Source organism: Neolewinella aurantiaca (assembly GCF_008014675.1).
Classification (GTDB): Bacteria; Bacteroidota; Bacteroidia; order Chitinophagales; family Saprospiraceae; genus Neolewinella; species Neolewinella aurantiaca.
Map to the genome: position 1 here is coordinate 58,722 of NZ_VOXD01000009.1, position 13,058 is coordinate 71,779.

General features: G+C 54.7%; 10 protein-coding genes. 6 read left to right on the forward strand and 4 right to left on the reverse strand.

Features of this window, described 5'->3' with window-relative positions; genetic code table 11:
• Positions 1-98: 98 nt before the first annotated feature.
• The 3 genes from FUA23_RS07585 to FUA23_RS07595 are packed head-to-tail and all read left to right on the forward strand — an operon-like array spanning position 99 to position 3,500.
• Positions 99-1,652 carry an alkaline phosphatase D family protein gene (locus FUA23_RS07585; protein ID WP_147930132.1) on the forward strand — a complete coding sequence of 518 codons (1,554 nt, stop codon included), beginning with the start codon at positions 99-101 and terminating at the stop codon, positions 1,650-1,652.
• Entirely contained in the window at positions 1,627-2,853 is a 1,227-nt protein-coding gene (locus tag FUA23_RS07590) for a DUF3419 family protein (RefSeq protein WP_147930133.1), read from the forward strand. The genes FUA23_RS07585 and FUA23_RS07590 overlap by 26 nt, the downstream gene beginning before the upstream one ends.
• A 5-nt stretch (positions 2,854-2,858) precedes the next feature.
• Positions 2,859-3,500 (forward strand): class I SAM-dependent methyltransferase, encoded by a 642-nt coding sequence (locus FUA23_RS07595; protein WP_147930134.1) that lies wholly within the window; start codon positions 2,859-2,861, stop codon positions 3,498-3,500.
• 75 nt (positions 3,501-3,575) lie between these two features.
• On the opposite strand, the gene FUA23_RS07600 is transcribed toward FUA23_RS07595, so the two are convergent.
• Together FUA23_RS07600 and FUA23_RS07605 are read right to left on the reverse strand one after the other, a co-directional pair.
• The gene (locus FUA23_RS07600) at positions 3,576-5,612 is read right to left on the reverse strand and encodes a BatA domain-containing protein (RefSeq protein ID WP_147930135.1); all 2,037 of its coding nucleotides are present in this window, start codon (positions 5,610-5,612) and stop codon (positions 3,576-3,578) included.
• Positions 5,613-5,839: 227 nt separating this feature from the next.
• Complete coding sequence (locus tag FUA23_RS07605; RefSeq protein WP_147930136.1) at positions 5,840-6,787, reverse strand: hypothetical protein; 948 nt, start codon at positions 6,785-6,787, stop codon at positions 5,840-5,842.
• A gap of 355 nt (positions 6,788-7,142) precedes the next feature.
• Between FUA23_RS07605 and FUA23_RS07610 the strand changes: the two genes are divergently transcribed.
• Positions 7,143-8,663: a S8 family serine peptidase gene (locus FUA23_RS07610; RefSeq protein WP_147930137.1), complete on the forward strand. Its 1,521-nt coding sequence runs from the start codon at positions 7,143-7,145 to the stop codon at positions 8,661-8,663.
• Between the two features lie 119 nt (positions 8,664-8,782).
• On the forward strand, positions 8,783-10,057 hold the full coding sequence (locus FUA23_RS07615) for a 1-acyl-sn-glycerol-3-phosphate acyltransferase (RefSeq protein ID WP_147930138.1): 1,275 nt from the start codon (positions 8,783-8,785) through the stop codon (positions 10,055-10,057).
• Between the two features lie 172 nt (positions 10,058-10,229).
• Here FUA23_RS07615 and FUA23_RS07620 read toward each other — a convergent pair whose 3' ends face one another.
• Both FUA23_RS07620 and FUA23_RS07625 read right to left on the reverse strand, forming a co-directional pair.
• Positions 10,230-10,811 carry a hypothetical protein gene (locus tag FUA23_RS07620; RefSeq protein ID WP_147930139.1) on the reverse strand — a complete coding sequence of 194 codons (582 nt, stop codon included), beginning with the start codon at positions 10,809-10,811 and terminating at the stop codon, positions 10,230-10,232.
• Positions 10,812-11,079: 268 nt separating this feature from the next.
• Positions 11,080-11,355: a hypothetical protein gene (locus FUA23_RS07625; RefSeq protein WP_147930140.1), complete on the reverse strand. Its 276-nt coding sequence runs from the start codon at positions 11,353-11,355 to the stop codon at positions 11,080-11,082.
• Positions 11,356-11,720: 365 nt separating this feature from the next.
• Here FUA23_RS07625 and argE point away from each other — a divergent pair, with 365 nt between their 5' ends.
• On the forward strand, positions 11,721-12,914 hold the full coding sequence (gene argE / locus FUA23_RS07630; RefSeq protein ID WP_147930141.1) for an acetylornithine deacetylase: 1,194 nt from the start codon (positions 11,721-11,723) through the stop codon (positions 12,912-12,914).
• Positions 12,915-13,058: the final 144 nt, after the last annotated feature.

Genomic DNA, 13,058 nt, shown 5'->3' on the forward strand with positions numbered 1-13,058 from the left:
TTAACAATATGATTACGCCACGGTGAGATGAATTAAGAGTGGCTTGGCACGGGCTTAAAATACAGAGCGGACCTTTGGGGGGTAAAGCGTAACAGACGATGCGGTGGTATTTCTTTCCTATCCTTTTTGTAGTATTTGACGGATGTCCGTCGGTTCGCGCGCCCCACAGTATCAGCGTGTTGTCTTCCGGAGCTTTTATGCTTCCGCAAGACCTCCTCCCCGCAGCAGAGGTTGGTTCGGAGAACTTTCCTTACGGCATCGCCAGCGGCGACCCCCTTGCTGATGCCGTCATCATCTGGAGTATGCTGGATACAGCGGCCGCGGCAAAAGACAGTCTCGTTGTCTGGCAAATGAGTAAAACGCCGGCCTTCAAGAAACCAACCAGCGGAAAACTGACCGCACGTACAGCCAACCGATTCAGCATTAAAGTAGACGTTACCGGCCTCGAACCGGATACCTATTATTATTACCGTTTCATGAATGCCGGCAGGTGGTCGGAAACAGGCCGGACACGAACCCTCCCCGCTAAATACGACGCGGGAGATGTAAAACTGGCCGTAGTGAGTTGCAACGCGCTGGAGTGGGGATACATGAATGCCTTTGGCCGGATTAGTGACCGGAACGATCTCAACGCCGTTGTTCACCTGGGAGACTACATCTACGAATACGCCAGCGGAGTTTACGGAGACACCACTCTCGGCCGCTTTCACGAACCCCGCCACGAGATCGTCACCGCCGACGATTACCACACACGGTACGCCCAGTACCGCCGAATGCCCCAGCTAAGGGCTGCTCATCAGCAACATCCTTTTATTTGTGTCTGGGATGACCACGAGGTAGCCAACGACAGCTACCTCAGCGGAGCCGAGAACCACAACCCCGAACAAGAAGGAGATTACCTGACCCGGATGACTTCCGCCAAACAGGTTTACTACAACTGGATGCCCATTCGTGAATCCGGCGACGGCGCCATTTACCGCCGTTTCCGCTTCGGGGAAATGGCCGAGTTACACATGCTGGACGAGCGGCTCGCCGGCCGCGATGCGCCCGCCACCAGCTTCGACGTCACCGAACTGGCCGACACCTCCCGCCGGATGCTGGGCGAAAAACAGTTCAACTGGTTGTGCGAAGGACTGGCTACCAGCGATGCCCGCTGGCAGTTGCTCGGTAATCAGGTTTTGTTTGCCCGCCTCGACCTGAGTAAGATTCTCCCCCAGTACGCCGTCAACCTCGATGCCTGGGATGGGTACGCGTACGAACAGCAACGGCTTCAGGACAGCCTGAAGGCCTACGGCAACCCCAACACCATTTTCCTGACCGGAGACACGCATTGCAGCTGGTACTTCGACATCGAGAAAGACGACGAGCACCTCGCTTATGAACTCGCAACACCGAGCGTCAGCAGCGCAAATTACGATGAGCTCATCGGTGGGTGGGACACCCTCACCGTAGCACGTTACCGCCTGTACCGCGATAACGACCACCTCAACTATACCAACATCAAAGACCACGGCTACCTGCTCTTAGACCTCAAGGCTGAGGGCACCACTGCCGAATTCCACTATAGTGAGAGCATACGCTATTCAACCGACAAGGAAAGGTCCGTGAAAACATTCAATCTACCATATGACTACCCTCGCTCCGCCCGCTAATCCATCCGGCACCCAAACTTCTCCCCCAACGGCCTATCCTCCCCGCAAGCGCACCGCTGTCATGAAAGACTGGCTCTTCGAGAAGGTACACGGCAACAAACTCGTGTACAACACCTGCTGGGAAGATCCTCGTTGCGACCGGGCGCTGCTTGACCTGAACGCGGAGAGTGACGTAGTGATGATCACCAGCGCAGGAGACAACGCCCTGGCTTACCTGCTCGACGGCCCCAAAAGAATCAACTGCATCGACGTCAATCCCCGGCAAAACGCGCTGTTGGAGCTCAAAATCGCTGCGTTGCAAACACTCGACTGGCCCAACTTCTTTCAGCTTTTCGGTGAAGGCCGCCAGCCGGATTTCCCCGGCTTGTACACCCGCCACCTGCGGCCGGGCCTGAGGCCCGAGAGCCAGCAGTACTGGGACCGGCAGCAGCACTACTTCAATCCCAAAGGCGCCCGTGCGGGTTTGTACTTTCACGGCGGCAGCGGTCTGTTTGCCTGGTGCGCCAGCCGGCTGCTGGGCATCGGCGGGTCGCTCCGTAAGGATATTGATCGCTTGCTCGACGCAAAGGATCTGACCGAACAGCGCGAACGGTACTTCGCGCTCGAAGATCGCTTGCTCAAGCGGCTGCTCGGCGGTAAATGGCGGCAGAACGTAAGTCTCAGCCTCGTCGGTGTTCCCGCCAGTCAGCGTGAACTCATCGATCAGGAACACGAAGGATGTGCGGGATACGTACGGGCCGCTTTCCGCCAGGTATTTACCGAACTGCCCATTGCCGACAACTACTTCTACCGCCTTTACCTCCACGGCAAATACACCACCAGTTGCTGCCCCGACTACCTGATGCAAGAGAATTTCCAGCAACTGGGAGCCGCTTCCGACCGCATCGATCTCCACACCACAACCATCACCCGGTTCCTGCAGGAACAACCCGGCGCTTACTCGCAGTTTATTCTGCTGGACCACCAGGACTGGCTGGCCGCCAACGCTCCGGCAGCCCTGCAGGAAGAATGGGAACTCATTATGGCCAACAGCCGCCCGGGAACCAGAATTTTGCTGCGGTCAGCGGCCTCACGGCCCGAAACCGTACCTGATTTTGTCCGCCAACGCTGCCGCTTCCGCAATGACCTGACCGCCCCACAAGCGAAGCTCGACCGGGTAGGCACCTACGCCGGAGTATTCCTACTTGAGGTAACTAAATAACCGTAATGAGCGAGCATCAATCCATTCTAAGCCCGGAGACAGAGCATCCGCTTAGCACTTACTACAAATTCCAGTCGCGCATTTACGACCTGACGCGTTGGAGCTTCCTCTTTGGCCGCAGGTACGCCATTCGGCAAATACCATTTGCTGCAACCGACAACCTGCGCATCCTGGAAGTAGGTTGCGGAACCGGCCACAACCTCGTCTCCCTCGCCGAACGCTTCCCTGCTGCCGAAATAACCGGCATCGACCTTTCACAGGATATGCTGAGCATAGCCCGCAAGAAACTCCGCCGGTTCGGCGGGCGCGTAAGCATTGTTCACGGGGCCTTCGGAAGCGACAGTTTCCGGGAACAATTCGATGTCGTACTGTTCAGTTACTGCCTCACGATGGTAAATCCCGGCTGGGACACCCTCATCGAGGTGGCTACCGCTTCTTTGCGCGACAACGGTGTACTCGTTGCGGTGGATTTCCACGACAGTGCGGTACCCGCCTTCAAGAAACACATGGCTGGCCACCACGTCCGTATGGATGGCCACGTACTGGCTAAGCTCAGGTCGCACCTGCAGGAAGACAAAGCCGAAGAACACCGCGCCTACCAGGGCGTATGGCGTTGGTTCTCTTTTGTTGGCCGCCGGAGAAGTTAATCCTCAGCTCACTTTACGAACGATACGGAAAAAGCGAAGTCCGGCAGATCTAAGCTGTCGGACTTCGCTTTTTTATCAGGCCCGCCAGAAGCGAAGCAAAAGAACCTCCACGAGGAAGAAAGCCAGTGCGCCCCAGATGAAGTACCGCCAAAGCGGGGTTCCTTCGTTTCGTTCCCGGATGTCGCCGATCAGACTGGCTTGGTTGTCGGCATCGAGAAGCGCAACGTTGGGGATGCTGGCCAGTTCGGCCAGTTCATTCGCATCGAGGTAAGAAAGATCGGATTCTTTGCGGTCATAGTTGAAAGCAAAAGCATCCACTATTTCATCGCCCAGAACGAGGTCGTAAGTGCCCGCTTCGGGCACCTGGTTGTTGAGGCTAAGCAGTACCCGGTTATCCACCACTCTTTGCTCGGGGATGAACTCTCCGTTCTTACCGCGCAATTTGAAAACGATGTCTGCACCTGCGCCCCGCCTGCTGGTTTGGATTACCTCGTCCTGCCCGATGGTGTAAGCGGCCTGACGTCTGCGTCCGCTGCTGATGCCCATTTTGTAGAGCATGGGAATGAAGATTTCGGCGTTGAGGGCGAGGTTGTTGATCTCGTTATCGAGCGGAGCACTGGAAAGGTAAACGTTTCCTTCGCCGAGCGTATACTTGGCCAGTGCCGTAGAGCCGTCGCGGTAGGTCAGTAATGATTCCTGCTGACGGCTTCCTACGCGCCCGATGGGGAAATTGCCCGTCGTTGCGGGCAACCGCAGTGCACTTGAGCGGTTGCGGAACACGTCACGGAAAATGAATTCCCGGCGGTTCAGTCCGCTCACTTCGCGGTTCTGCTCCACGAATGCATCCAGCCGGTCGGAGCCAACGCGGGTCAGGAAAGTATTGTAACTGTTCACATCAGCGTTTGCGGGCGGGAAGATGAGGATGTTACCACCGTTTTCCACGTAGAGCCTCAGTTGCTCGGCCAGGCCGGAGCCGACCGAAACCTGATCGGTCAGTACAATCAGGTCGTTTTCTGCCAGCGATCCGTAATCGATGTTACGGCTACCGACGTAGTTGGCCGCGAAGACGGAGAGCCCGCCCAGCGCTGCGCGCAGGTTGCGCTGCGGTTGCCCGTCGTCGTCGATATTGAGCACTTTCACCTTGTCGGCGGTACGAAAAGTGAGGTGGTAGACGTCGTCGAACTGAACGGGGAAGTCGGTGATCCGAAGTTCTGCGCGTCCGATGCCAGGCTCGGAGATATTGAGGTAAACCGAATCGGTGACGTAGCTGCGGGCGGGGATGCTCAGTGTTCCTTCCGGTTTGCTTTGCCCCAGGTAGTTCTGGCTGAGGCGCACATTGTCGAGGTCTTCGTTTCCGTAGTTACGGATGCGGACCAGCAGCAGGTTGTTTTGGTTCAGCTGCGGCACCGGAGCCTCGAACCATACCGAATCGATCCCGACGTTGCGTTCCCGGACGCTGGTGAGCGGCACAAGGTTTACCTGCACGGAAGTCTCCAGTTTTTCTGCGGAGAGGTCCACCACATTACGCTGAAAATCGGAGACCAGGTAAGTGATTTTATTCTCAATGTTTTCGGTGCGAAGCGCCGAACGCTGGCGGCCGTTCACCACCGAAAGACGGCGACTGGCGGGGGCCACTTTTATGTCTTCGATGAGTTCCAGCGCTTCTTCCTGACCAACCAGGCGCTGGTTCCGGCCTCTGAAATCGTTATCGACCACCTGGAAGCGGTCTTCAACTCCGTAGGCATTCACGATATCCCGGGCACGATCCTTGGCAATCTGCAGCAGTGGAGCGCTGTCGGACTCGGCCCCCATGCTAAAGCTGTTATCTACGTAAAGGCTGACGGCCTTGCGGCCGGTAAGCACCTCGCGCGCGGAAGGGATGAACGGCTGAGCGAAAGCAAACACCAGCGCGGCCAGCGCCAAACAGCGGGCGGCCAGCACGAGCAGGTTGCGCAGGCGACTGCGCATGCTTGTTTCTTCTTTCACTTCCTTCAGGAACTTTACGTTCGAAAAAGCCACTTTCTTAAAGCGGCGGAAGTAAAAGAGGTGAATGATGATCGGGATGGCAAGTGCGGCCAGGGCCCAGAGGAAAGAAGGATATAAAAATTGCATAGTCAGGGAAGAAGACGAACTTGGGCGGGGGAATGTTTTACGGGGGGCAAGGTAAAGGTACTTTGGTATGTTGGTTCGTTGGTCGTTTGAGCGTACCCCTATTGTAAAGAAGCAGCTAACAAGCGGGTTCAGGGAAGATTCTTCGGGTGTTTTTGGGTATGAAGGCTCCAGAGGGCGCGGACGCAGGTGCAAAGGAGGTTTTCCCGAAGCAGGTCGAAGCCCGGGCACTACCCTTCCTCCGGTTCAAGGAACCTCGTATTCGTTATGCCCAGCACCAGATAGGGAAGATCGTTATTTTGCTGTTTGACAACAACCATAAAGGGCGTCTCGAAGCGAATATCCTTCCTGATCCGGGGAGCTGCCGACCGGCTGAGGGTGATAACTGCCTCGTCTTCCACCCTGGCTCCTTCATGGTTCATGGTGAAGGAGGTGTCGGATTCCATTCTGGCGATAATCGCATCCGGGTACAGCGGATTGATCAGTTGCTGACCGACCATAGAAGAGTACTCACGGTGTACGTTGAAACTTATGTTAGGGACGCAAACCGCATCAATCCTATTTAGCCGTTGGGCGTTGGGCCATTCACTGCGCCTGACCCGCTCTGTCATCTCTGCTTCGCGGCCCGGAGTGTAGCCACCCAGAAGGTAAACCTCGTCTTGCCCGTTATCGCTATGCAACCGCAGAACAGTCTTTTCCGGATTGGAGGGGTCGTAATCGAGCAAATCTAATCCCGGTGCCGTGACGTCTTTGGCGCGGAAAGCTCCTACGCTTTCGCCCATGAAGCGCCCCGAGTAAGGAGAAAAGGATGATTTCCAACTGAGCTTTTTCCCGAAGCGGGCATAGCTGAAAATATCGAGCGGCTGAAGGGTTAAATCATTCAGGAGGGACTGGCGGACGTCCCGTTCCCGTAAAAGATCTTCACGGGCTTTAAGCACGTCCTTTTGCCCGATACCGGAGCGAACGAAGTACGCGGCGGGATCCAGCAAATCCTGGTTGAATACGGCGGTATTCAGGCGGTCAACGAGTTGGCGGAGAGCGGGGTCCTCCGTTTTGATGGTGGCCGAGCCACCAAGTTGGTGCTCTACGAGTTCATTCCAGGCCAGGTTCATGGCTACCGACCACAGGTAGTTACCGTTGAAGACCGCACCAGTAAGCGGCAAAGAAGATATAATCATAGCTAAGGGATACAGGGTTTCTGCAAAAATAGGGTTTGCCGGTACCGGAGGCTGATAAGCCTTCATCGGTACGCGTAGAAATGCCCGAAAAAACCTGACTCCTGATATTTCCTGTATATTAATTATCGGTGAATTCCTGCGGGCGAAATTTCGCAAAAATTCTGAATTTAACTATATTCACGCCACAAACCACCACACTGTCCACCACATTCATAAAATTAATTCTGACTTCTGCAGCAGAAGCTTACAGTAAACCAACGACGCTTCTCTTCTTTGGAGAGGGCAAGGTCATCAACTTTCTCTGCACCTGCTGCCGAGCCCATAACCGTTTCTGATTTTTTAACCACACACTATTATGAAAAGAATATTATTCTGCGGCGCCCTTGCGCTTTCACTCTTCGCGTGTAACGACGAAGTTCTCCTCACCGAAGGTACTCCCGCCGAAGCGCAGGACCCGCTGACCAGGGCCGAGCTGAACGATCTCGTTGAGGCTCACCTCTTCGCTACCAACGACGTCTTCGACTGGAACGAAACCACCGATCACGTCATCTGGAGTGCCCTGAAGCTGAGCCAGAACGAAGCTGCGCTTGGCTACCAGCCCGCCGGTTACGAAAACCTGCCGGAAACCATCCATGAAATCGACGTTAACGCCGGCGAGTGGAAAACCACCCGCGACGAACTGGTCAGTGACCTGATCGAAGCAACCGCTCGCCTCACCGGGGAAGACATCACCGAAGAAGAACTCTTCGTTGCTCCCGAAGATGGCGTACTGCCCATTCTGGAAGTGAAAGTACTCCACCCCGAAGTGCTCGCTGAGTTCCGCAGCCGCCCGGACGTGCGCTACTTCGAGCCCAGCAATTACAGCGGCGGCGAACTTGAACTTCGTTCCGGCTCCGGTTGCTCTGAAGCTCCGACGAGCAGCCTTTACTCTGCTGATTACACGACGATTAGTCCCGGAGCCAAACTCCCCTGGAACTATGCTTACATGAATATCCCTTCCGCCTGGAATACCAGCCAGGGCGCGGGCATCGGCATCACCATCATCGACACCGGTGTTTACCCCGAGCAAAACAAACTGGGCAGCCAGTTCAGCAGCGACTGGAGTACCGGCCGCAGCATCACTAAGTACGGCACCTACGCACCGAACTGGTGGAGCAGCCGCACCGACGGCCCCAACGATCAGTGTGGCCACGGCACGCAGATGTCTGGCCTCGCCGCTGCACCACGGACCAACAACGGCTCTACCGTAGGTGTGGCTTATAAAGCCAACCTTCGTGTCTACCGCGCTACCAGCGACGTGATTGTGAACAACAGCCGCGAGAAGCGTGGCGTGAAGGATGCACTCGTAAGTTCCGGGAACCACTCCGGCACTAAAGTGATCAGTATGAGCATCGGTGATGTATTCAGCAGTGGCACCGTTAAAGACGGTATTCGTTACGCCAACAACCGCGGCAAACTGATCCTTTGTGCCGCAGGTACATCCCTGAGCTGGACCAGCTGGTACGGCGTCATCTTCCCCGCCAACATGAGCGAAACCACCGCCGTAACGGGTGTACGTGACGGTAGCTCACTCCAACGCTGTAACACCTGCCACGACGGCAGCGCCGTCGACTTCGTTGCCGTAATGCAACGCGCCAGCAACACCGATCGCACCAGCCTTACCTTGAGCCGCTACAACGACAGCCCCGGCTACGTGGGCGGATCGAGCGCAGCAACGGCCACCACCGCCGGAATTGCCGCTCTCGTGTGGGCCACAAACCCGAGTCAGAGCCGCAGCCAGGTACTGAACCGGATGAAGCAGGCTGCATCTATCTACCCAGGGCGCTCCGGCAACTTCGGGTGGGGGATCATCGATGCTGCACAGGCAGTGCAGTAGTCCGTTGACCAGTTGAATCGTTGGTAATTTGATTCGTTATTCGTTGGTAATTTGAGCCGCTGAAGCTAACGGCCCAAATTACCAACGATCCAACGATCCAATTCCCTACCTTCGCCCCTATGTCGAAAATAGTATTCTGGATATTTCACTTTATGAGCCGCTGGATGCTCCGCATTTTCTACCCGGGAATGGAGGTTGAAGGACGCGAGCATGCCAACCATCCCGGCCCTACCCTTCTTTGCGGCAACCACCCGAATACGCTCATTGACCCCCTCATTGTAGGCATTCACCTCGACTACCAGACCTACTTCCTGGCCAACGCCGCCATGTGGATCAACCCGGTTATGGCCTTCCTCATCGATCCGTTTTGCATCCCTGTGGCGCGCCCGCAGGACAAAGAAAAAGGAGCGACAAAAGGCGTTGATACCGATGAAATCTTCAACCGTACTTTCAGCGGTCTCGAGAGCGGAAGCGTGGTGTACATTGCCCCCGAAGGCGCCAGCGAACTGGAGCGCAAGCTCCGCCGCCTCAAGGGCGGAGCAGCGAGCATGGCCCTGGAAGCCGAAAAGCGCAACGACTGGAACCTTGGCCTGTCCGTTCAGCCGGTTGGGGTAAACTATGAGTCGCCAACCACTTGTTTCAGCCGCGCCTTCGTTCGCTACGGAGAGCCGATCGACATTACCCCCTTCCGCGAACAGTACGAAACCAGCCCGATGCGCGCCATCCGCGCGCTCACCAACGAGCTGACCGACCGGATGCAGGCACTGCTCATCCAAACTAAGAACAAAGCCGAAGAACACCTGCTGCGCCCGATCGAGCGGGCCATCCAGAACGAGAAGCCCCTTACGGTCAGCAAGCACCACTACCGGACACAAAGCATCCTTGCCTGGCTGCGCGAACTGCCCGAAGAGGAGCGCGAAGCGCTCCGGGTCACCGCCACCACCTACGACCAGGGCCTCCGCGAAACCGGCCAGCTCGACATCGAATTCAGCAACCACCCCGAGCGCAAACTGCACGCCGGAACGGTTCTGGGCCTCCCCCTTTATCTCTACGGCTTACTCAACCACGGCATCTGGCTGCTGGCCATCAACGGCATCTGGAAAGCCCTCGGCATTGACCGGGGCTACAAAGCGACGGTGCAAACCCTTGGCAGCTGGATCATTCTGCCGATCATTTACCTGATTCAAATTCTGGTTTTCAACTGGGTTTTCCCGGAAAGCTGGGGCTGGCTTTACGCTATTTCACTTCCCGTATCCGGCTTGTTCGCGCTCAAGTACTGGATCACTTACCGTGCCTTTTGGAAAGGGCGGTTTTCAGGGTCTTCGGCTAAGGACGAGGAGTTGAAGGCTTTGCGAAAAAAAATGCTCGAAGCTGTGCCCGGAGAGTGGCTTTAGAATTATTACAGGCGGGAACGCGGGTGCAGGGTCCGAAACAGGCAAGCCTGGTTTAAGAGTATAAGCGAGAACAGAAACACTACTTTGTTTTTTCTCAAGCATAATTATAGTTGCAAAAAACCAGGGTCCCCATCTCTGAGCACCCTGGTTCTGAAATCGGCCAAGTTCTTATTTACCTTTCCTGGGCCCATCTATCATAACCGAAGTCAAAGAGTGCCTGGTAAGCCTCCTGATTTCTTTCTTTATGCTTTTTGAAATTATCCTGGCTAAGAAACTTCGTGTTTTTATCCAGTACAAGTCGAGCTATGCGTGCCAATTCGGAAGTTTCGGTTACATCAGCCTTCATTTCATTCAAAATGGCTACTACGACTTCTGGCTTGTTGATGTAATCACGGTCCAAAATTTCACTAAGATAGTAATGCTGATTTTCCGTTTCAGAATTTTGGAGGAAATCGGTATTTCGCACAAGGTGGGAAATAGTTGACCATTGCAGGTTGCTAAAGAATACTTCATCATGCTGTGCCAGCACTTCGTTTTGATAGTATTTGTCGTATACCGTCCAGTCCCTCTCATTGGTCATTATCAAGGTATTGATGTGTGCATCTGCTGGTATACGTTCCGGGAAATTCAACACGGGAGAAATATCATCTGAAAGACTGGTCCCTTCAGTTATCGGAGTTTCATTTCCACATGAAAGGAAGCCGATGGCGATAATGCTCACAATGAGCATATGGAATAAAGTAGATTTAAACATAAGAATATGAATTTAAATTGGGAAATTTGTGGCCCTACATGCATAACAACCAATGAGTCTGAAGCATATAAAGTCACATTTTAGTTGCTTGCACGCTTCCTATACCGGACCTACGGGAGGAACTTGGTCGCAACAATTACTTTGAGCAGTTTGTGCATCGACAATGGTGGAGTCATCAACCTGCCAAACTCCTTCATTCTCCACGTAAGTGTGAACGACTCCGCTTCCTATACCGGAAACGAAGTGGTTTGGGGCAATTAGCGCGCCGTTAGCGTGGTGGCTGGTAAGGCGCTGAAAGCCGCGCCTGGCCTGAGCCAGGTAAGGTTTTCAGCAACGCCGCCAGACGCCGCGATAACAAGCGATAAAGTCCCAAACCACTTTGGTTCCGGTATATTACGTCACCAGAACAACAACCAGTTCCTGAAACAGTATAAGCGGTAATACCGCCAGAATGGGTGCCGCACTCGCAACTAGCTGCTGAATTGAGGTAGGCCGTGAAAAAAACGAGTGGTGCAGCTAATAAAAACTGTTTTACAAATCTCATAATGAGGAATGTTTTTGGGTTAAAAAATTGGTGATACCCGAAATTAAGGGGCAAAATACATTTGTAAAAAAAAACATGACATTTAACACAGTCATCTCTAAAATTCTCCTAAACAACCCTTAAAGTCATCTAACAACCTCTTTAAGGCTTACCCCCCTCCATTGAAAACCAGGAAAAACACAAACCCGCATAGCAGAAAGTAGATCAAACAACGATCTCAGCACGCGATTTCCCGGTTCGTTTATATTGGGCGCAAACCAGATTGTCGCGATTGCTCCTCCCCAGCGCAGCGGTGTGGGGAGGCTGGGAGGGGGTTGAGCGACAATCTGGTTTGCACCCTTTATGTTTCTCATTACCTTAGCCCTATGACCACAACCAAGCCCCACCGCCTCAGCCAGCAGCGTAGCTCAAACGTAACCGAAATCCTAACCCAACTCGTTGCCTTCCCGGTTCTCGGCGGAGAAGGGAACCACGCCATCGCCAACTGGATCAAGGCCTATCTGGACGAATACGGCGTTGCCTACCAAACCGTACCCGACGAAACCGGGACGAAGGAAGCTATCCACTGCCGCATCGGCCCTGCCGTTGACGGTGGAATCATTTTGAGCGGGCATATGGATGTGGTACCGGTGGTTGGTCAGCCGTGGGATACTGATCCGTTTGAGCTTACGTTGAAGGGAGATAAGCTCTATGGCCGTGGGAGCTGCGACATGAAAGGTTTCCTTGCTTGTTGCCTGGCAAGCGTTCCACTGCTCCTGCGTTCGCGCCTGAAAAAGCCCGTTTACTTTGCCTTCAGCTTCGATGAGGAAATCGGTTGCATGGCCGGTGACCTGACCGCGGAAGCCATCCGCGATTTCTACGACGAAAAGCCCGGAGGTGCCATCATCGGTGAGCCCACGATGCTGCAGCCGATGGTGGGCCAGAAAGGCATCATGGTGTACACCACCACCGTGCACGGTAGCCAGGGGCACAGCAGCCGGGTAAAGCAGGAAGTCGATGCGATCCACGAAGCTGCCCGCCTCATCGTTTGGCTCGAAGACAAGATGGACGCCCTCATCGCCGCCGGACGGACGGACGACCGCTTCCACCCCAACCATACAAGCATCCACGTAGGCACGATCAAAGGCGGCTCCGCCTTCAACATCATCGCCAACGAATGCAGTTTCGACTGGGACTTCCGCAACATCCCCATGGACGATGCCCAGGCCATCATCGACGATTTCCAGGCTTATTGTGCCGAACGAATCGAGCTGCGCCGCAAAACCTTCCCCGGCTTCAACATCACCCACTCCGCGATGCACCCGCCCGTTCCGCCGCTCGACACGGCGGAGGACGAGCCGATCGTAGACCTGATCAAGAAGATCTCCGGCCGGACAGATGTATCCACCGTCGCTTACGCCGCCGAGGCGGGGCAGTTCTCTAACGCCGGCTTTCCGGCCGTCATCTGCGGCCCCGGCGACATCGCGCAGGCGCACCGGGCTAATGAATTTTGCGCGGTAGAGCAACTGGAAGGGTGCATGGAAATGATTGAGCGACTGGCCACGTTCAGCAGCCTTTAAGGCTGCTGAACAGCAAACTACCTCTTTAAAAATGCGATTTCTCTTTTTATTTTCTCTCTCCTTTATTTTAGGATGTAATACACTCCCAAAGGACCGCTACAATTTATTTACGTTTAGCCCGAAGGGCAATTACGTAAAAGACTC

Excerpts from the sequence above, each read along its gene's own strand:
- FUA23_RS07585 (WP_147930132.1), top strand. The coding sequence starts at position 99 with ATGCGGTGGTATTTCTTTCCTATCCTTTTTGTAGTATTTGACGGATGT.
- FUA23_RS07590 (WP_147930133.1), top strand. The coding sequence starts at position 1,627 with ATGACTACCCTCGCTCCGCCCGCTAATCCATCCGGCACCCAAACTTCT.
- FUA23_RS07595 (WP_147930134.1), top strand. The coding sequence starts at position 2,859 with ATGAGCGAGCATCAATCCATTCTAAGCCCGGAGACAGAGCATCCGCTT.
- FUA23_RS07600 (WP_147930135.1), bottom strand. The coding sequence starts at position 5,612 with ATGCAATTTTTATATCCTTCTTTCCTCTGGGCCCTGGCCGCACTTGCC.
- FUA23_RS07605 (WP_147930136.1), bottom strand. The coding sequence starts at position 6,787 with ATGATTATATCTTCTTTGCCGCTTACTGGTGCGGTCTTCAACGGTAAC.
- FUA23_RS07610 (WP_147930137.1), top strand. The coding sequence starts at position 7,143 with ATGAAAAGAATATTATTCTGCGGCGCCCTTGCGCTTTCACTCTTCGCG.
- FUA23_RS07615 (WP_147930138.1), top strand. The coding sequence starts at position 8,783 with ATGTCGAAAATAGTATTCTGGATATTTCACTTTATGAGCCGCTGGATG.
- FUA23_RS07620 (WP_147930139.1), bottom strand. The coding sequence starts at position 10,811 with ATGTTTAAATCTACTTTATTCCATATGCTCATTGTGAGCATTATCGCC.
- FUA23_RS07625 (WP_147930140.1), bottom strand. The coding sequence starts at position 11,355 with ATGAGATTTGTAAAACAGTTTTTATTAGCTGCACCACTCGTTTTTTTC.
- argE (WP_147930141.1), top strand. The coding sequence starts at position 11,721 with ATGACCACAACCAAGCCCCACCGCCTCAGCCAGCAGCGTAGCTCAAAC.